The sequence below is a fragment of the Pseudomonas syringae group sp. 26L6 genome, from assembly GCF_032587815.1.
In the GTDB taxonomy this organism is placed as follows: domain Bacteria; phylum Pseudomonadota; class Gammaproteobacteria; order Pseudomonadales; family Pseudomonadaceae; genus Aquipseudomonas; species Aquipseudomonas amygdali.
On record NZ_JAWHPJ010000027.1, the window covers coordinates 74491 to 89033 of the forward strand.

11 protein-coding genes and 1 tRNA gene are annotated in these 14543 nt (G+C 53.9%); 4 read left to right on the plus strand and 8 right to left on the minus strand.

Features of this window, described 5'->3' with window-relative positions; genetic code table 11:
• Positions 1-28 precede the first annotated feature (28 nt).
• Both RYA97_RS14715 and RYA97_RS14720 read left to right on the plus strand, forming a co-directional pair.
• Entirely contained in the window at positions 29-1576 is a 1548-nt protein-coding gene (locus RYA97_RS14715; protein WP_410478505.1) for an ATPase domain-containing protein, read from the plus strand.
• Entirely contained in the window at positions 1566-3650 is a 2085-nt protein-coding gene (locus RYA97_RS14720) for an ATP-binding protein (RefSeq protein ID WP_316892604.1), read from the plus strand. Before RYA97_RS14715 ends, RYA97_RS14720 begins: the two co-directional genes overlap by 11 nt.
• A gap of 214 nt (positions 3651-3864) precedes the next feature.
• Here RYA97_RS14720 and RYA97_RS14725 read toward each other — a convergent pair.
• Together RYA97_RS14725 and RYA97_RS14730 are read right to left on the minus strand one after the other, a co-directional pair.
• Positions 3865-3941: transfer RNA gene (locus RYA97_RS14725), tRNA-Met, on the minus strand.
• A gap of 117 nt (positions 3942-4058) precedes the next feature.
• A complete protein-coding gene (locus RYA97_RS14730) occupies positions 4059-5180 on the minus strand; it encodes a J domain-containing protein (protein WP_316892606.1) in 1122 nt (373 codons plus the stop codon).
• Between the two features lie 1370 nt (positions 5181-6550).
• Between RYA97_RS14730 and RYA97_RS26555 the strand changes: the two genes are divergently transcribed.
• Both RYA97_RS26555 and RYA97_RS14740 read left to right on the plus strand, forming a co-directional pair.
• The gene (locus RYA97_RS26555; RefSeq protein WP_371875229.1) at positions 6551-7576 is read left to right on the plus strand and encodes a methyl-accepting chemotaxis protein; all 1026 of its coding nucleotides are present in this window, start codon (positions 6551-6553) and stop codon (positions 7574-7576) included.
• Positions 7577-7752: 176 nt separating this feature from the next.
• The gene (locus RYA97_RS14740) at positions 7753-8754 is read left to right on the plus strand and encodes a glycosyltransferase family 2 protein (protein ID WP_410478506.1); all 1002 of its coding nucleotides are present in this window, start codon (positions 7753-7755) and stop codon (positions 8752-8754) included.
• Positions 8755-8827: 73 nt separating this feature from the next.
• Here RYA97_RS14740 and RYA97_RS14745 read toward each other — a convergent pair whose 3' ends face one another.
• The 6 genes from RYA97_RS14745 to RYA97_RS14770 all read right to left on the minus strand — a co-directional run bounded on the left by RYA97_RS14745 (position 8828) and on the right by RYA97_RS14770 (position 14542).
• The gene (locus RYA97_RS14745) at positions 8828-10402 is read right to left on the minus strand and encodes a membrane protein (RefSeq protein WP_002552120.1); all 1575 of its coding nucleotides are present in this window, start codon (positions 10400-10402) and stop codon (positions 8828-8830) included.
• A gap of 52 nt (positions 10403-10454) precedes the next feature.
• Positions 10455-10934, minus strand: a complete 480-nt coding sequence (locus RYA97_RS14750; protein WP_002552121.1) for a hypothetical protein — start codon at positions 10932-10934, stop codon at positions 10455-10457.
• 211 nt (positions 10935-11145) lie between these two features.
• Entirely contained in the window at positions 11146-11547 is a 402-nt protein-coding gene (locus RYA97_RS14755; RefSeq protein ID WP_044294150.1) for a GtrA family protein, read from the minus strand.
• Positions 11548-11554: 7 nt separating this feature from the next.
• On the minus strand, positions 11555-12505 hold the full coding sequence (locus tag RYA97_RS14760; protein ID WP_044294149.1) for a WxcM-like domain-containing protein: 951 nt from the start codon (positions 12503-12505) through the stop codon (positions 11555-11557).
• Positions 12492-13442 (minus strand): glycosyltransferase family 2 protein, encoded by a 951-nt coding sequence (locus RYA97_RS14765; RefSeq protein WP_316892612.1) that lies wholly within the window; start codon positions 13440-13442, stop codon positions 12492-12494. Before RYA97_RS14765 ends, RYA97_RS14760 begins: the two co-directional genes overlap by 14 nt.
• A complete protein-coding gene (locus RYA97_RS14770) occupies positions 13439-14542 on the minus strand; it encodes a DegT/DnrJ/EryC1/StrS family aminotransferase (RefSeq protein ID WP_031596082.1) in 1104 nt (367 codons plus the stop codon). Before RYA97_RS14770 ends, RYA97_RS14765 begins: the two co-directional genes overlap by 4 nt.
• Position 14543 lies beyond the last annotated feature (1 nt).

Genomic DNA, 14543 nt, shown 5'->3' on the forward strand with positions numbered 1-14543 from the left:
GCGCAGCTTTCAAGGTGGCCCCATACTGATGGGCCTTACACTTACACGTACTCTCACATTCTCCCTTGAGGCTAAAATGACTCTACCTCGTCCGATTGTCTCGACGGGCAATGCCGGATTTGACTCGATCCTTAAGGGTGGTCTGCCGAACAACAGGCTTTATTTACTCGAGGGTACACCTGGAGCAGGCAAGACAACGCTGGGTCTCCAGTTCTTGCTCGATGGGGTGAAGGCCGGTGAGTCCGTGTTGTACATCACGCTTTCAGAAACCAGCGAAGAGCTTGAAAGCGTCGCTCACTCACATGGCTGGTCATTGGACGGCATTGATTTGTTCGAGTTTTCCTCAACAGAGGAAGTACTGGGCGATGAGTACGAGCAGTCTATTCTGCATCCGTGGGAGGCGGAGCTGGGCGATACCATCAAGCTTATTCAGCAGCGAGTCGATAAACTTCAGCCCAGGCGGCTAGTATTCGACAGCCTCTCCGAGATGCGGCTTCTGGCTCAGGATCCTCTGCGTTATCGTCGCCAAGTGTTGGCGCTCAAGCAATATTTTGCAGGTCGGGATATCACGGTCCTGCTTGTGGACGATCTCACGGCTTCCACGGGGGAACGCGATAACCATCTGCATAGCTTATGCCACGGTGTGATCACGCTTGAGAGGCTGACGCTGGATTTCGGTGCCGCCCGCAGGCGACTTCAGGTGCAAAAGTTACGAGGCGTTGACTTTGTCGCAGGCTTTCACGACTTCACTATTCGCAGGGGCGGATTGGAGGTGTATCCGAGGTTGATTGCGGCCACTCACCATGTCCCATTCAAAGCGGAGCCTGTGCCTAGCGGTGTCAAGGAGCTGGACGACTTGTTGGTCGGTGGTCCGCTCAGGGGAACCAGTACCTTGGTCACAGGGCCTGCTGGCTCTGGAAAGACCACCGTTACCCTTGCCTATCTGGCGGCAGCCTGCGCACGAGGTGAAAAATGCACCATCTACGAATTCGATGAGCGCATTGCTACTTTGATTTCCCGGGCAGACAGCATGGGCATGGAGTTAAGTCGCCACGTATCGAGCGGTCAGTTGATCATCCAGCAAATCGATCCTGCCGAGATTTCTCCCGGGGAATTTGCGTGGCGGGTTCGCACAGAGGTCGAAGAGCGCGGCAGTACCATGATCGTTGTCGATAGCCTTAACGGCTATATGGCGGCGATGCCACAGGAACAGCAATTGATCTTGCAGATGCACGAGTTGCTTTCATACCTGAGCCAACTGGGCGTCGTTACGTTCTTGATCAATCCCCAGCATGGGCTGGTAGGGTCGATGTCAACCAACCTGAATATTTCCTATGTCGCGGACTCTGTCATCCTCATTCGTTTCTTCGAGGCGCAGGGGCGTCTGCGCAAAGCCATCTCTGTTCTGAAACATCGCACCGGAGCCCATGAGGACGCGATTCGCGAACTCCGGATTGATTCCAGGGGTATTCGTGTCGGTGCGCCATTAGTCGATTTCCGCGGCGTGTTGACGGGTACTCCAGAGTACTTCGGTGCCAACCTTCCGCTGATGGAAGAGCGCAAGCGTGGCGACTGAGCAATTCTTTGAACGCAAAACCCTGATGATTGTGGCTCCCTTCAAGGGAGATGCAATCAGCCTCGGTAAACTGCTTGGCGATATTTACCCCGTTCAAGCTCACCACGACCTGGCCTCGCTTTCAATCGCTCTGGGTGAAAGCACTGGTCTGGTGATACTCACGGAGGAGAGCCTTTCCGGGGATGTGCTGAGTTTCGGAAACGCTTTGGACCGGCAACCGGGATGGTCGGAGATCCCCGTCATCCTGCTCGCGTCGAATAAAGGTCGTTCTGGGCGAGACACCGAGATGGCCAGGCGCAGGCTGCCAAAATCGGCAGGACATGTGATCGTCCTGGAGCGCCCTCTCAGCTCGTCCTCGTTATTGAGCGCGATTGCCGCGGCCTGGCGAGCCCGTGAGCGTCAGTTCGAGATGCGGCAAAGTCTCACTCAATTGGCTGAAGAAAGAACCCGGTTGCAGATCCTGCTGGAAAATATTCCGGTTGGAGTGTGCTTCATGGACACACAAGGGACCTCCCTGGTGAGCAATCCCTTGTATCGCCAATATGTGCCGGACAATGTGATTCCTTCCAGACAGACAGATGGCGCTGCACGGTGGGTAGGGCTCGATGCGCAAGGTCAGCGCCTGGAGCCCGACATGTTTCCTGGTGCCAGAGCTCTGAGAGGCGATGCGGCAACCGGCGTGGACTTTTATCATCGCCGGGATGCAGGTCGGGAATCATGGATGCGTGTCAGTGCTGTACCTCTGTATGACGAAAAACACCACATAATTGGTGCGGCCTCCGTCATCGTTGATATCAACGATGAAAAACAGGCTGAGCTGAATTTGCGCAGGTTCAATGAAGAGTTAGAGATTCAAGTCAAAGCCAGAACGCAAGAGCTGAACGCTGCTGTTGAGCAGCTCAAGGCCGAGAGTGAAGAGCGAGCCCGCGCCGAAGAGCAGTTACGACAGTCCTTGAAGATGGAAGCCGTAGGTCAATTGACCGGCGGAATTGCCCACGACTTCAATAACATGCTGACCGGGGTAATTGGCTCGCTCGACCTGATCAAGCTCCGAATGGCCAGTGGGCGACTGGAAGGCGTTGAGCGATTCATGGACGCCGCACTCATTTCAGCCCAAAGGGCCGCGTCACTCACGGATAGATTGCTCGCATTCTCCCGACGCCAGTCCCTGGATGAAAAAGCAGTATCGGTCAATAACCTCATCACTGCTCTTGCCGACCTGCTCCAGAAAACCGTCACTGAAAAAATTATTATCAAGTTCGATTTGAGCCCCGAAGACCCCTGGGTTTTTGCAGACGCCAACCAATTGGAGAACGCCGTACTCAACTTGGTGATCAACGCAAGAGACGCCATGCCGCATGGCGGTGGTTTAACCATTGCTACATGCGTGGAGCAGGAAGCTCAGGACGAGCCTTTGCGGCATGTATGTGTGCAGGTGCGCGACACAGGGCATGGTATCCCCAAGGATATGCTGGACAAGGTAACCGAGCCCTTCTTCACGACCAAACCTATTGGTCAAGGCACAGGCTTGGGACTGTCGATGGTTTACGGGTTTGCGAATCAAAGCAATGGACGTCTTTCAATCGAAAGCACAACCGGAGTCGGGACGACTGTTTCAATCTGCTTGCCCAAATATAAGCAGGTTGAATCGGACCCACCGTTTACGTCCTCGGAATTCAGCACGGGTCAGGGTCAGGTTATTCTTCTGGTCGAAGATGACGACTCTGTGCGCTTGATCAACCAAGAGGTTCTCGAAGAGCTTGGATACCGGGTTCACGTCGCACGTGACGGTGAAGAGGCCTTGAGGGTTTTTAACGACCTGGAAAAGGTCGACTTTCTGCTCACGGATGTCGGATTGCCAGGAATGAATGGTCGTCAACTGGCCGAGATTCTCCAACAACTCAGTCCGCGTCTGCCGGTTTTATTTCTCACGGGGTATGCGGAAGGTGCGTTGACCAGGGCTGATTTTCTCGGCCCCTATATGCAGCTTCTGACGAAGCCCTTCACGCTGGAGTCGCTTGCTATCAGGGTGGCAAGCATGCTGGAAGGCGATGTTAGTGCGGTTCTGGAGTAGGCGTTCCGGCATACGTCTGTAGTCGGTGAATATGCCTTGTGTCGTTAGCCTGTTACCCACTTCCTGGGTCAATTTTTATTGAAGCATTGGAGAGGGCATACACGGGAGCGATGGTCGGGGGTAGACCCGGATGGAAGCCAGAAACAAGAAAGCCCGCACGAGGCGGGCTTCTTGTTGAATGACAGGCTTCAGCTGAAATCTGTCATTCGGTACTTGGTGGCTACACAGGGACTTGAACCCCGGACCCCAGCATTATGAATGCTATGCTCTAACCAACTGAGCTATGTAGCCAAGTGGCGCGCATTATTCTCGGAGAACGCATGTGTGTCAAGCGTTGTTGTGAAAAATAATTGCGTGCGATCAACCGGTTAGCTGGCTGCCCTCGCGCAAGGCACGTTTTTCGGGCTTTTACCGGAACAGGGTGTCCAGCAACTCCAGATCATCGAATTCTTCTACCCGCTCCAACATCTCAGCCATGTCGCGCTGATCCCTGAGCCAGGCTTTAAGGCTTTTCGGGTCAGTCAGTGCGTCCAGTTCATCCTGCGCGTCGTCGAGGTGTTCACGTATGGCCTTGAGCTGCTTCGCACATTTTGCATTGACCGTCTTGGGTCGGATGTCCTCATAGGGGTCCATCAGGAATTGTTCCCGGATCAGCATTTTGCGGTCGTGGATCTCGTCTTCCAGCTCTCTGAGTTGTTCGCTCAGGATACGGTTGAAGTGCTTCAGGCGTTTGTCGGTGATGTTGTCGATATGCGTCTGGTCGATCTGCTCGATCTCCATTTGCATTTGCAGCAGCGCCAGCAGGTTGTCATTTTCGTACGCTTCGTTGACCCGTTGCATGAGCGCCGTTTTCCGCTCGCGCTCATCGGCATCCTGCTCGCGGTCCGGGTGCAAGGCGCTGGCCAGTTTGCGGTAGATTTCGCGCAATGACTGGCTGCCTTCCGCCTCTTCCTGTTCACGGCGTATTTCGCTGGCAGTGGGCTTCTTCGGCTGTTGGGTGCTTTGCGCCTGTTCGGCCTGCTCGCGCAGTTTCTCTTCAATGTGCTGGGTCACATCATCTATGGAGTTCAGGTCGACATCGTCTCCCAGTTCCACGCCCAGCTCTTCTTCCAGCGAGGACTTGAACAACTGTTTTTGCAGGCGCTCATCCTCGTCGTAATCGCTGCCGGTGTATTTGAGGTAGAGATGCTTCAGTTCTTCATCGTGTTCGCCGCCCATGAGCGACATCGTCATGACACAGATGATTTCCAGCAACGTGGCTCTGTCTTTCTTGCTCAGACGGAACTGATCGAAGGCCCCGTCGAGCAGGCGCAGCTTGGTAATTTCGTTTTCGGCCTGCTCGCTGATCATCGGGACCACTTCTTCGACCCAGAGCTTTTCGCAGGTTGTTGAAATAACGAGCCATTGCTGCAGAAGTTTGCGCTTGGTTTCGAGCTTTTCCATCAACGTGTTGAATTTCTTCTGACCGGCGCTCAGTTGAGGCCTGGACGGTTGCGCGACGATACGCGGTGAGGCGGGCGGTGTGGTCATGGCAAGACCTCCTTGACGAGGGGAGCGCTAAGACGGGGTCAATCGGTTTGCCGAAGTTTACGTTTCCAGTGCCCTGTTCGGGATGAATATTGTGCTGCCCTGAAAGAACGTTCCCAGCCTCGTGTACGGTCCGGTTCTTGCTTCAGTGTCGGCGGTACGTCAATTGCTGCGCCATAGGGTACGAAAACCCATCATCGGCCGTGCTTTTCGTACCAATGTGAGGCGACACGTATCGCCATTGAAACAAGAACATGGCATTTTGCTGTTAGCGTTTTTTTAAAAAAAGCATCGCCTCTGTTTGCTCAGATCCGGCAGGTGTTCACGGGGAGTCGCAGGACATGAACAGTCTTTTGTCACCAGGCATGCGCCTGATGGGACATTTTGGTTTCGCTCGCAAGTTTCAGGTCTTGTTCCTGCTGTTCATGTTGCCGCTGGCGGGCAGCGCATGGGTCATCACCAAGGAGTACAGCAACAAGCTCGATGTCATTTCCGGCGAGCAATCGGGCGTGCGTCAGTTGCTGGCACTTGATGATCTGAATATTGAACTGGCTGCCCAGCGCGACCATGCCGCTCGCTGGAAGGCTGCCGACATTCTGCGCGAGCCGACCCCTGCCGCGAAAGCTGCGATGGCCAACGTCGATGCAGGCATCCCGCGTATCAGCAAAGCCCTGGAAGGCGTTGATGCCGCATTGAAGCGCGAAAACGCGCCCGCCGACACGATGACCCGTTTCAAGGCGCTTCAGGCGGCAGTCACTGGTCTGGACACTGCGTCATTGCGTACAGTGGGCTGGTGGCCCGATGGTTATGAGCGCTTCACGACGGTGTTGAACCTGGTTCAGGCGCTGCGCGAGCAAATCGCAATGGACAGCGGGTTGATTCTCGACCCCTGGCTTGAAACCTACATGCTCATGCAGCTTTCCACCCAGCAAGTACCGGACCTGATCGAGCGTATCGGCCGCCTGTCGAGTGTGGGGCAAACGTCGGTGGCATCGGGTCAGTTCAGCCTGCAGAGCCGCTTGCAGATGCGCGATCTGCGCGGTCGTATCGATGATTCCAAAGATCAGATGCAGAAGGCTGCCAGCCTGCTGTTATCCAAGCTCCCCGAACAGTTGCAGCCTTGGGCCGACAAGTACGCTGCGGTCAAACAAGTGCTGGAAACCGAACTGAAGGTCATTGATGACGGGGTTTTCGGCGGTAGCATCAAACTCAAGCCGGAAGAGTTTGAAAAGAGCATCGACACCTTGACCGGCAGCACGGCAGGTCTGCGCAGGCAGTCGCTTGATGCGCTCAACGGCCGTCTCGATTACTACCATGAAACCTCCAATATGGAGTTCATCCCGATGGCGGTGATCTTCTGTGTTCTGGTGATCATGGCCATCTATCTGTTCGCCTGCCTGCAATCCTCTATTCGCAACAGCGCCAGCGGCATTACCACGCTGGCTGAATCGCTGCGTGACGGCAATCTGTGTGTCGAAGTGGCCGTGCAGGGGCGTGACGAGCTTGCCGCTATCAGCAGGGCGCTCAATGTCGCGGTTGTGCAGCTGCGTAACAGCCTGCTGGGCGTCAATCAGGAGACCGTGCGTGTCGGCGATGCAGTGCTGACGCTGAATGCTCAGTCCAGTGGGACGCTGACCGAGGTCGAAGACCAGCAACAGCAGATCAGCCAGATCGCTGCGGCAGCAACCGAGCTGGCCGCTACTTCTCAAGGTGTGGCCAGAAGCTGTGAGCAGGCATCTGAAAGCGCAAGGCATACCCGGCGTATTGCCGAGCAAAGCAGCCAGGACAGCCAGCGCACCACCGATAGCATCCAGCAGCTCAATCAGCGTCTGACCGAAACCGCCGCCGCCCTGGGCCGGGTCAGCGAGCAGGGCCAACAGATTCAATCGGTGGTGGACGCTATTCGCGGTATCGCCGAGCAGACCAACCTGCTGGCGCTCAACGCGGCGATCGAAGCGGCGCGGGCAGGTGAACAAGGGCGCGGGTTCGCGGTGGTTGCCGATGAAGTGCGCAGTCTGTCGCAACGCACGCAGGCCTCGACCGCTCAGATCGCCGGGACGGTTGACAGCTTGCGCTCCACCGTGACTCAGGCGGTCAACCTGATGGAAGCTGCCTGCGGACAGGCCGTCAACGATGCGCAGTCGGTAACCGGCCTGGGGGTTCGTCTGGGCGAAATCGCCACGGCAGTGCAGGGCGTTACCGATACGCTGGCGCAAATATCGACGGCCGTGGAAGAACAGGCATCGACCGCCGACGAGGTCAGCAGCAACATCCAGCAGGTCGATCAGGCAGCCGGCCGTTTGCTGGAAGGTGCGCGAGCGGTCAATCAGGCAGCGGATACCCTGAGCCAGGGCAGTCGGGCGTTGAATGACAATACGGCGCGGTTTCGATTGGGGTGATTGCGCGGCTTGCCACGTTAGACTGAAAACCCGGTGTGGCCATACCCAGCCGGTTTTTCCGTTTTTGTGGCCGTGATCTAAAAAGTTGGATCAGCGGATATGTATTCAACCATTTGATGACTGACGGGAGTCGACACAAGGCGTAAAATGCGCGGATTTTGCAGGCGAAAGGTTTCTTGAGAACGCAGCTCACCGAAAAACACAGGGCAGATGGTGTCAGCCCGCTAAAGCGTCGAGGTTTATCCGAGTCGTCAGGCCATCCTCGCGTCGCTATATTGATGTGCACTTACAACGGGGCCGCGTACCTCCGTGAGCAGCTTGAATCGTTTTCCGCCCAGACCTTTCGCAACTGGGTTGTTTATGTTTCCGACGATGCATCGACTGATGACACCCTTGGCATACTTTCCGACTACCAGGCCCGCTGGGGGCGCGAGCGGCTGGTCATTTTCAGCGGGCCTTGCATGGGCTTTGCAGAGAATTTTGTCTCGCTGGTTCAGCGTTCTGAAATAAAAGCCGATTATTTCGCGTTCAGTGATCAGGATGACGTCTGGTTCAGCGACAAGCTGGAGAGAAGCGTAGGGCACCTTGAGCTACTGAAGCCCGATACACCGGCGCTCTACTGCTCCAGAACCCGGCTGGTCGATGCAGACTTGAAGGTCATCGGGGTTTCTCCTCTGTTCAAAAAAACGCCGTCTTTTAAAAATGCCTTGGTTCAGAGTCTGGCAGGTGCCAATACGATGCTGATCAACCAGGCGACCCGTGGTTTGTTGGCCAAATTGCCTGAACACGCTCCCCTGATCGCCCATGACTGGCTCACGTATCTTCTGGTTACAGGATGCGGCGGCCAAGTGTTCTACGACGCCGCCCCCTGCCTTTACTATCGCCAACACCGCGGAAACCTGATCGGGGCCAATGCGAGCACTCGAGAACGGTTGATACGATTTCGAAAAATGCTTTCGGGGCGATTTGCCAAGTGGAACGATGCCAATGTGGCGATCCTCAAGGACATGGAGTGTGTACTCACTGAGGAAAGCCGGCACGTACTGGAGTATTTTGAAAACGGTCGTAAGCAGCGTTTTTTAAAGCGCGTGTACACGCTTCGAAAATCCGGAATTCACCGGCAGACTGTGCAGGGCAATCTGAGCCTGATCCTGGCGGTGTGCCTGGACAGAGTTTGAGGCTGGATAACAATCTCCCTCAGCCGTTACGACCATTTAATGTTAGCGGAACGAGTTTCGGCGTTTACGTAAATCAGTAAGCCTCTGTTTTATCGGGTGCCTTGTATATCTGATAAGCCGAGTTAGGTGAATCCGTGACCGCTTCAAAATGGGTGTGAATGTATTCTTCAATCCATCGATGCGAATTTGAGAATCTGAGTTCTTCTCGTCCATCCATCGCCATGTTGAAGACTAATGCGAAACCGGGATCAGCCTTCTTTATGCGTTGAATTTCAGCTCGTTGAAAAGCCTCGCTTCGAGGCGAGAGTGCGTAAATTTCCCAGAGCGGCGCATCGCGCCCCAGCAAGGGATAAGCTCCCGGCCAGAAAGGTAACACCAGTACGCTTCTGCCCGCTGGAGCATAGCGATCGGTCAGATCCCTCAGAAGATGTACCGCTTCAGCCGTGCTGGGGTCCATGGACAGGCTCGATCCGGACACCTCTACCGAGGTCCATCCGTCTTGGGTGCGAGCAAGGACCCCGGGTTGCCAAGCGGCAAGAATGAATAAACTGACGACACTCGTAAGCAGGGCCAGTGCCCACTTTAAAGTTTCTGAGTGAAGTGTCCCTAGAGTAATAAAGATACCCAAGAGTAAAGGGTATATTCCCTGTGCGAGATGCCCCACGTCTGCTCGGGCGAAGGCATAGTGAGCATAAGGCAGCGTTGCGCAGGCAACGGCCACAAGTCCTGGAGGCACAGCGCGCCCCTTGATTCGTTCTTTGAATACCCACGCCAGTGCACCACTTCCAAATACTATCAACCCCATGAAGCACAGCCCGATCAGGAACCATCTTGTTTCGATGACGACTCCGGCAGTACCAAAACCCACCGTCCAGGGCCAAGGTATCGGAAGAGGTAAGTTCGTATTACCCTGCTCAAGCATGAAAACAATCGTATCGATAAACGCTGTAAAGTAGCCTGGTATAAAAAGGCACATGGCTAATACGGGAAGATAGCCAACTACTACACCCGCGGCCCAAGCCGCAGCGCCAGTCAAGCGGTTCTCGGGCGTCGGTGATTTAATTGCCAGCCAACCCATGGCTATCAGACTTGCCACAGCGGCATACACACCGTGGTTACGGCCGAACACGGCAGCGAGGCCGACGATGGCGCCGAGAAAAAAATAACGTTTTGTGTAAGGACTCAACAGCAGATAAGTTAGGCTGGCGACTATGATCATCGAGAGGGACATGTCAATGATCTTATGCCGCGGATACATCCAGGCCATGAGTGTGATAGCCGCGATGCACAGATAAGCAAGTCTTCTTGTCGTGTTAGATCTTAGCGCGATGGAAATTGTCCAGAGCCCTGCATAGACACCTAGCAGTTGAAACACTGCAACGGCTGCACGCAGGGCTACGATGCCTGTGTCACCCATAAGCGCAAAGAATCCCGCGGACCAGTAGTAGCGACCTGGGTCATAGGCCATGAAATCTCGAACTGGTACTTCTCCTTTGATGATCTGTTGAGCGCCGTACCACAGGTAGCCTTCATCCCAAAGGTTAAATCCATCATGGCCCTGCCACAGAAAATTCCCCACGACAAAAGTAGCCGATATCAATAGCAGCATAAAGCTGTTTAGGGTTCGCTCTTTTGTTGCATTGTCCATAGTTTTCGGCCTTGAAGGTATAGCTGTCGTAAGGAGGCGAAGTGCTTTCTGGTTATTTGATGACGAGCAAGACTTTAGATTGACATAGGCTAGACGAGTTTTCTCCTGGTATTTCTAAAACCACGCTGTAGCCGCCTGATTCAAATGAAGACAGGTCTGCTTTGAATGAGAATCCGGACTTCAGAAGTTTATCGTTTTTGAATGCCTTTACCAAATCGGGACGATCAATAATGATCGGGTCTTTGAACGTGTCGGGAGCGCCTTTGTAGCCCGTCAGGCGGAGCCTGATTTCTTTGGGGGCTTCATTTTTTAATGGGTCGAAGGCCCACCCATTAAATTCAACCACTTCTCGATTGACGTAGATGCTCGCCCCTGTTTTTCCCGCGATCGAATCAATATTGCATTTGTCGAATGAATAGTGAGTGACTTTGGCATTTGGCGAGCTTGATGCATTATCCGATTTCTTATCACACCCAGAGATGATGGCTGATAGAAGGGTAAGAAAACAGATGGCCGTAAGGGTTTTGTACATGGTTTTTCCTTAGCGATATAGGGGGTTGGAGTATGGGTTTATAAACGAGCCAACTTTTTGCACATCTCGAATCCTGAACGGCCAATCCAAAGCAGTTGGTGCTTCTCCCTTGGGCATTGGCAGCAGTGTAGACGCATCAAGGTTTTATGGGATTGCACGCTCTTCAAGGTGAAATACAGAGTGTGTGGGATCTACGTTTAGAAGACTTGCACTATCGTGACGCGGGCCCGGCTGAAAAGGCAAGTTTTGAAAGGATAAACGTAACGGGAAGTGTCAGTGCAATTGCTGCCAATGGTGCCAACCTTGCATCCAGTTTAAGTTGTTCGACCCAGCACCAAAGTATGGCCAGGCTCAAGCAATACTGGAAAGCGTATATAAGCGGTAATAGAATGACTGAACGCAGTCCCTGATGGCTCTTGAACACAAAAAAACGATTCATAATGTAGGCTAGTAATATTCCAGACACATAAGAAATCGTATAGCTTATGTTGTAGGATAGGAACATTAACAGAAAAAGATAGAGTCCGTAGGTCAGGGCGGTGTTGAAACCGCCTGACATCAGGAATCGGGCAAAATCCTGTTTTAAGAATTTTGAAACAGCCTGATTCATCATCGTGCCATTATTCAGCGTTTGCGATAAGGGTTTTAAATTCTTCGTAATTACGAATGTAGTCCCCCGCATCGTAGTAATGCGAAGCAAATACTAACAGCACAGCATCCTGAGAGTAGCGATACTGAATACCCCACGTCATCGGCGGCAGGTGGATGCCCTGATTCGGCTTGTCGAGAATAAACTCTTCACGATTGACACCATCATCCGCTACAACATGAACAGAGCCCTTTACGGCAACCAGAAACTGGTGACAGAGACGGTGCGCGTGCTCGCCTCGGGTCTCGGCAGTCGGCACATCGTACACAAGAAAGTAACGCTCGGACTTGAAGGGCACCGATCGCTCGAATTCGCCCGCCGACAGACTACCGCGAATATCTGCCACTTCGTTCATGGTGTGCAGGGTAACGTTTTTCACCGACGTGGCAGTTACGCCTGGCGCGGCTTTTTCCGGACGTGTTTCGCTACTGGCATTGACAGGTTTGGCGTCCACGTAACCAATGATCTTGGCCGGATTGCCCACGACTATCGCATTGGGTGGTACAGAGCGTGTTACTACAGCGCCTGCACCGACCATGGCGTTGATGCCGATGGTGATACCCGGAAGAATCGTGCAGTTAGCGCCCAGTGAGGCACCTTTTCTGATGATGGTTCGGGCGAAACTCTGTGGATAGACCTTGCTGCGTGGGAACAGGTCATTGGTAAATGTGGCGTTAGGGCCGATGAAGACATCGTCTTCAATGGTGATGCCGTCCCATACCTGTACACCGCATTTCAACGTCACCCGATCGCCGATGATAACGTCGTTCTCAATGAAAACGTTGTCACAGACGTTGCACTCACTACCAAGGCTTGCGCCTGGCAGGATATGCGCGAACGCCCACACCCGCGAATCTTTCCCGATATTCTCGGACTCGCACAGCGCGTGGCTGTGAACAAAGAAATCCTTACCGCTGCTCATGTGTTTCTCCAAATCCCTCGATCCGCATCGGGATAGCCAAGGGTCTATTCTTTGTATTTTCGTATGTGCGCCATGCATAAGAGCCGACGATTCCCAATCCCAGCAGGTTTAAACAGCCGAGGAAGGTAATGGCCAGCATGATCATTGCGTAGCCGGGTACTTCAATCCTGCCTTCAAGCTTGGCGATCAGTGTGAATACACCGAACAGTGCCGCAAATGTAGAGCCGAACGCGCCGACGCGGGTCAATATACGTATAGGCATATCCGTGAAGGAGAATACGCTGTCCATCAGGTAATTGACTTTTTTACGCAATGTCCACGCAGAAGTACCGTGGACCCGTTCCTGTCGGGTATAAGTGACTACCTCGCGGCGATAGCCCATCCAGAATATCTGTGCGATGAGAGAGCTGTGACGCTCTTCAAGGGTCAGCAGAGTATCCCGAAAAGCCTTGTTGCAGGCGAACATATCGACGCCGCCTGGCGGGATTTCAGGAATGACATAGCGACGATAAAAGCCCCAGAAAATCTTTGAAGCCGTACGTGTTGCCCATGGGTCCTGACGACCTTCACGTACACCAACCACAACGTCGATATCGCCGCGCATCAGTACCTTGTTCATTTCCAGAACCAGTTCCGGCGGCTCCTGAAGATCTGCCGCCATTACCGCAAAACGGTCGCCAGTGCCATGCTGCAGACCCGTACGGATCGCCATGAATGATCCAAAGTTTCTGGACAGCAGGATCAGCTTGGACTTGAACGATTGTGACGGCAGTTGTTTCCTGAGTATTTCGTAACAGCGATCAGGGCTGCCGTCCACAACGAACACGACCTCCAGGTCGTGTGCTAGCTGCTTATCAAGCGCCGTCACAGCAACGAGCAGGTCGGGCAGATTGCTCTCATTACGATAGACGGGAATGACCAACGTCAGCAAAATCATATCTCCTTGGAAAAGTGCGCAGTGACCGCAGCGATGACGCGATTGACTTCTTCATCGGTGAGGCCAGGGAAGCAGGGCAGGGAGATGACGGTATCGCATGTACGCTCGGTTACGTCCAGAGCCACAGACGGAACCACCGAGTAAGCCGGCTGCTTATGGTCGGCAATCGGATAGTGGATATCAGTGCTGACGGACTTCTCTTTGAGCGCAGCAGCCAGAGCAGTCCGATTTTTCGCGCGAATCACATAAAGATGTGCAACGTAGTCTTCCGATACTGAGGCTGGAAGTTCGATATCGAGCCCAGCGAAGGCTTCATTGTAGCGCTTGGCGATCGAGCGACGCTGCTCGTTCCAAGTATCCAGATGCGGCAACTTGATGCGCAGAATTGCGGCTTGCATCTCGTCGAGCCGGCTGTTGCGACCGCCCGGGATGGCAATGCGATACTTCTGGTCCCAGCCGTACTGGCGAAGCTGCCGAATGCGTGCTGCAAGAGCGTCATCACCGGTAACCACTGCGCCGCCGTCACCGAGAGCACCCAGGTTTTTAGTCGGGTAGAAGCTGAAGCAAGCAATTGTGCCGAAGCTACCAGCCTGCTTACCATTGCGTCGCGCGCCATGGGATTGTGCGCAGTCTTCAAGAACAGGAATACCGGCGGCAGAGGCGATCTTAACAATCTCTTCAATGTTTGCCAGTTGGCCGTACAAGTGCGTGACAATAATAGCCGCCGGCTTTTCCTTGGCAATCACTGCTTCCAGAGAGTTTTTGCACAGAGTCAACGTTGCTGGATCGACATCCGCATACACAGGAGTCGCGCCAACTGCATGAATAGCGGTGCTGCCGTAGAAGCCGGCGTTTGCTACGGCGACAACATGGTCACCCACGTCAACGCCCAGACCCTTGAGGGCAAGTTCCAGTGCATCAGAGCCGTTCGCCACGCTGATGCAATGTTGCACGCCTACGTAGGCAGCGAATTCTTCTTCGAACAGCTTTACTTCATTGCCTAAAACGTACCAGTGGCTGTCTAGCACGGCCTTCAATGGCGTGGCGAAATCAAGTCCAGCGTTAGCTTTGATGGCCGAGAAAAGCGGAATATTTTCCATT

What these genes read in the sequence shown, in the direction of transcription:
- RYA97_RS14750 (WP_002552121.1), bottom strand. Translation starts at nt 10,934, where the DNA reads ATGTACAAAACCCTTACGGCCATCTGTTTTCTTACCCTTCTATCAGCC.
- RYA97_RS14715 (WP_410478505.1), top strand. Translation starts at nt 29, where the DNA reads ATGGGCCTTACACTTACACGTACTCTCACATTCTCCCTTGAGGCTAAA.
- RYA97_RS14765 (WP_316892612.1), bottom strand. Translation starts at nt 13,442, where the DNA reads ATGATTTTGCTGACGTTGGTCATTCCCGTCTATCGTAATGAGAGCAAT.
- RYA97_RS14745 (WP_002552120.1), bottom strand. Translation starts at nt 10,402, where the DNA reads ATGGACAATGCAACAAAAGAGCGAACCCTAAACAGCTTTATGCTGCTA.
- RYA97_RS26555 (WP_371875229.1), top strand. Translation starts at nt 6,551, where the DNA reads ATGGCCATCTATCTGTTCGCCTGCCTGCAATCCTCTATTCGCAACAGC.
- RYA97_RS14760 (WP_044294149.1), bottom strand. Translation starts at nt 12,505, where the DNA reads ATGAGCAGCGGTAAGGATTTCTTTGTTCACAGCCACGCGCTGTGCGAG.
- RYA97_RS14755 (WP_044294150.1), bottom strand. Translation starts at nt 11,547, where the DNA reads ATGATGAATCAGGCTGTTTCAAAATTCTTAAAACAGGATTTTGCCCGA.
- RYA97_RS14730 (WP_316892606.1), bottom strand. Translation starts at nt 5,180, where the DNA reads ATGACCACACCGCCCGCCTCACCGCGTATCGTCGCGCAACCGTCCAGG.
- RYA97_RS14770 (WP_031596082.1), bottom strand. Translation starts at nt 14,542, where the DNA reads ATGGAAAATATTCCGCTTTTCTCGGCCATCAAAGCTAACGCTGGACTT.